General features: G+C 61.3%; 3 protein-coding genes and 1 pseudogene. 2 read left to right on the top strand and 2 right to left on the bottom strand.

Annotated elements, in window-relative coordinates:
* Positions 1-70: 70 nt before the first annotated feature.
* Together M1B34_RS12525 and M1B34_RS12520 are read right to left on the bottom strand one after the other, a co-directional pair.
* Positions 71-790 (bottom strand): 16S rRNA (uracil(1498)-N(3))-methyltransferase, encoded by a 720-nt coding sequence (locus tag M1B34_RS12525; protein WP_123327599.1) that lies wholly within the window; start codon positions 788-790, stop codon positions 71-73.
* Positions 791-911: 121 nt separating this feature from the next.
* Positions 912-2,319 (bottom strand): annotated as a pseudogene (locus M1B34_RS12520) (adenosylmethionine--8-amino-7-oxononanoate transaminase).
* Between the two features lie 283 nt (positions 2,320-2,602).
* Here M1B34_RS12520 and M1B34_RS12515 point away from each other — a divergent pair.
* Together M1B34_RS12515 and M1B34_RS12510 are read left to right on the top strand one after the other, a co-directional pair.
* Entirely contained in the window at positions 2,603-3,154 is a 552-nt protein-coding gene (locus M1B34_RS12515) for a cytochrome b (RefSeq protein WP_123327597.1), read from the top strand.
* A gap of 31 nt (positions 3,155-3,185) precedes the next feature.
* Positions 3,186-3,782 (top strand): YceI family protein, encoded by a 597-nt coding sequence (locus tag M1B34_RS12510; RefSeq protein WP_123327596.1) that lies wholly within the window; start codon positions 3,186-3,188, stop codon positions 3,780-3,782.
* The last annotated feature ends 169 nt before the right edge of the window (positions 3,783-3,951 follow it).

The raw sequence follows: 3,951 nt of genomic DNA, 5'->3' as shown, positions 1-3,951 counted from the left end.
AGAGGGCCTTGAGCCGTGCGCTGGGCTGGAGGGCGCCATCGTTGGCGAGCCAGCTCCTACGGGAGGTGTTTTAGAAATCGCCCCAGAGTTGTTGGGCCACGGCCAGCGCCACCACGGGGGCGGTTTCGGTGCGCAGGACGCGAGGGCCCAGGCGGGCGGGCAGGAAGCCGGCGCCGTGGGCCTGTTCCACTTCGGCGTCGGACAGACCGCCTTCCGGGCCGATCAGGAAGGCCAGGGTGGCCGGTTTGGCGTGGCTCTCCAGGGGTTCGGCCACCGGGTGCAGCACCAGCTTGAGGTCAGCCTGGGTGTGCTTGATCCAGTCCGCCAGCAGCAGCGGCGGGTGAATCACCGGAACGCGGGAACGCCCGCACTGTTCGCAGGCGCTGATTGCCACTTGGCGCCAGTGCAGCAGGCGCTTGTCGGCCCGCTCATCCTTGAGCCGCACTTCACAGCGCTCGCTGAAAATCGGCGTGATTTCGCTGACCCCCAGTTCCGTGGCTTTCTGAATCGCCCAGTCCATGCGCTCGCCCCGGGACAGGCCTTGGCCGAGATGAATCTGCAGCGGCGACTCCACTTGCCCAGCGAAGCTCTCGTCGAGTTGCACCACCACGCGTTTTTTGCCGACTTCCCGCAGCGTGCCGCGAAACTCCGTGCCCGAACCGTCGAACACTTGCAGCGCGTCGCCTTCGGCCATGCGCAGCACGCGCCCGATGTAATGGGCCTGGGCTTCCGGCAATTCGTGCTCGCCGAGGCTCAAGGGGGCGTCGATAAAGAAACGGGACAATCTCATCTGGGTTCTCTGTGCGGTAGAAGCCGGCTTGCCGGCGATAAACGATGGTGCGGTGCTGATCGAGGCGCTTGGCTGGCTAGCCAGCTCCTACGGTAGAGGGTGCAGGAGCTGGGCAGTGGGCTTAGCCCGGGTCGCGGAACCCGGGGTGGAAGTCCTTGGGCACCGACACACTGACGCGGTCGCTGGTGGCGATGTCGATGCCTTCGCTGGCGACCTCGGCGAGGAAGTCGATCTGCTCCGGGGTGATGACATACGGCGGCAGGAAATACACCACGCTGCCCAGGGGCCGCAACAGCGCGCCGCGCTCCAGGGCATGCTGGAACACTTTGAGGCCACGTCGCTCCTGCCATGGATAGGCGGTCTTGCTCGCCTTGTCCTGGACCATCTCGATGGCCAGGACCATGCCGGTCTGGCGCACTTCCGCGACATTCGGGTGGTCCGCCAGGTGTGCGGTCGAGGTGGCCATGCGCTGGGCCAGGGCCTGGTTGTTCTCGATCACCCGGTCCTCTTCGAAGATGTCCAGGGTCGCCAGGGCCGCCGCGCACGCCAAGGGGTTGCCGGTGTAGCTGTGGGAGTGGAGGAAGGCGCGCAGGGTCGGGTAGTCGTCATAGAAGGCGCTGTACACGTCGTCGGTGGTGACCACGGCGGCCAGCGGCAGGTAGCCGCCAGTCAAGGCCTTGGACAGGCACAGGAAGTCCGGGCGGATACCGGCCTGTTCGCAGGCGAACAGGGTCCCGGTGCGGCCGAAGCCCACGGCGATTTCATCGTGGATCAGGTGCACGCCGTAGCGGTCGCAGGCTTCGCGCAGCAGCTTGAGGTACACCGGGTGGTACATCCGCATACCGCCGGCGCCCTGGATCAGCGGCTCGACAATCACCGCAGCGACACTGTCGTGGTGCTCGGCCAGGGTCTGCTCCATGGCCGCGAACATGTTCCGTGAATGCTCTTCCCAACCCATGCCTTCCGGGCGCAGGTAGCAGTCCGGGCTCGGCACCTTGATGGTGTCCAGCAGCAGGGCTTTGTAGGTTTCGGTGAACAGCGGCACGTCGCCCACCGACATCGCCGCCATGGTTTCACCGTGGTAGCTGTTGGTCAGGGTGACGAAGCGTTTTTTTGTTCGGCTGGCCGCGGTTGAGCCAGTAGTGAAAGCTCATCTTCAGCGCGACTTCGATGCACGATGAGCCATTATCGGCGTAGAAGCAGCGAGTCAGGCCTTCAGGGGTGATCTTCACCAGGCGCTCGGACAACTCGATCACCGGCTGGTGGCTGAAGCCGGCGAGGATCACGTGCTCCAGTTGGTCCACCTGGTCCTTGATGCGCTGGTTGATGCGCGGGTTGGCGTGGCCGAAAACGTTGACCCACCAGGAGCTGACCGCGTCGAGGTAACGCTTGCCTTCGAAATCCTCCAGCCACACGCCTTCACCGCGTTTGATCGGGATCAGTGGCAGTTGCTCGTGGTCTTTCATCTGGGTGCAGGGGTGCCACAACACCGCGAGGTCGCGTTGCATCCACTGGTTGTTCAGGCCCATCGTCTATCTCCTCGAAGCGGTCCTGCGGCGGGCGCAGGCAAAACAGTCGCGCAAGCCTATGCAATGCCGGGCTGTGTCACAACCTATTGAGGTTCGGAAGAATAAATTCGCAGTAAACATAGGACGGTCTGTCACGTTTTTTGGGGATAGTCCTTAATCCATCGTTAACGTACTGTGCCTACCCTTAAGATCATATTTCTCGATATTTCAAAGCGAAATTTTCCGCTTTAATTCGATAGGTAAATCGCTAGTCTTGGGCAGCAGTTCTTACAGGATTCAAGTCATGCAGCTACGTAATTCCGCTTCGCGCTACGGTTGGGTAAGCATTGTTCTGCACTGGGGCGTGGCCTTGGTGGTGTTCGGCTTGTTCGCCCTGGGCCTGTGGATGGTTGGCCTGGACTACTACAGTACGTGGCGCAAAGACGCACCGGACCTGCACAAAAGCATTGGTCTGACGCTGTTCGCAATCATGTTGTTGCGGGTGCTGTGGCGCTTTATCAGCCCGCCACCGCCAGCACCGGCCAACCACGGGCGCCTGACTCGCCTGGGGGCCAAGTTCGGTCATGCATTCCTATACCTCAGTCTGTTCGCTGTGATGATTGCCGGTTACCTGATTTCCACCGCAGACGGTGTCGGGATCCCGGTGTTCGGCCTGTTTGAAGTGCCCGCGCTGCTTTCCGGGCTACCGGACCAGGCGGATGTAGCAGGCGAGGTGCACCTGTACCTGGCCTGGGTGATCGTGATTTTCGCTGGGCTGCATGGCCTGGCCGCTCTGAAACACCACTTTATCGACCGTGATGCGACCCTGACTCGTATGCTGGGCCGCAAAGCCTGAAGTTCAACCTCGACTCAAAAGGAATAGAAGCATGTTGAAAAAGACTCTCGCCGCTCTGGCCATCGGTTCCGCCCTGTTGTCCGCTGGTTCGGCGATGGCTGCTGACTACGTAATCGACAAGGAAGGCCAGCACGCCTTCATCGACTTCAAGATCAGCCACCTGGGCTACAGCTTCATCACCGGTACTTTCAAGGACCTGGACGGTAAGTTCAGCTTTGACGCGGCCAAGCCTGAAGACGCCAAGATCGAAGTCAATGTGCGCACCGCCAGCGTGTTCACCAACCACGCCGAGCGCGACAAGCACATCGCCAGCAAAGACTTCCTGGACGTGGGCAAGTTTGCTGACGCCAAGTTCGTCTCCACCAGCGTCAAGCCAACCGGCAAGAACGCCGATGGCAAGCTGACCGCCGACGTGACCGGCGACCTGACCCTGCACGGCGTGACCAAGTCGGTCGTGGTCAAGTCCACCTTCCTGGGTGAAGGCAAGGATCCATGGGGCGGCTACCGTGCTGGCTTCGAAGGCACCACCACCATCAATCGCCAGGACTTCGGCAAGATGATGGACCTGGGCCCGGCGTCCAACAACGTCGAGCTGTACATCACCTTCGAAGGTGTGAAAGCGAAGTAATAATCCTCGCTTGCAGCAAAACGCCGACCTTGAGTCGGCGTTTTGCTGTCTGGGCCCCGGCTTGTCACTGCGCAACCGAAAAAACGCCGATCTTGCGAATCGGGGGCGTTTTTTTTATGCCTGGCTGAAACGAACCGTTTAACGGTTACGGGTCAGCAGATGCCGGTTT

It is taken from the genome of Pseudomonas morbosilactucae, from assembly GCF_023241715.1.
GTDB classification, from domain to species: domain Bacteria; phylum Pseudomonadota; class Gammaproteobacteria; order Pseudomonadales; family Pseudomonadaceae; genus Aquipseudomonas; species Aquipseudomonas morbosilactucae.
The sequence above is the reverse complement of the archived record's forward strand: the minus strand, read 5'-3'. Positions and strand labels throughout refer to the sequence as shown.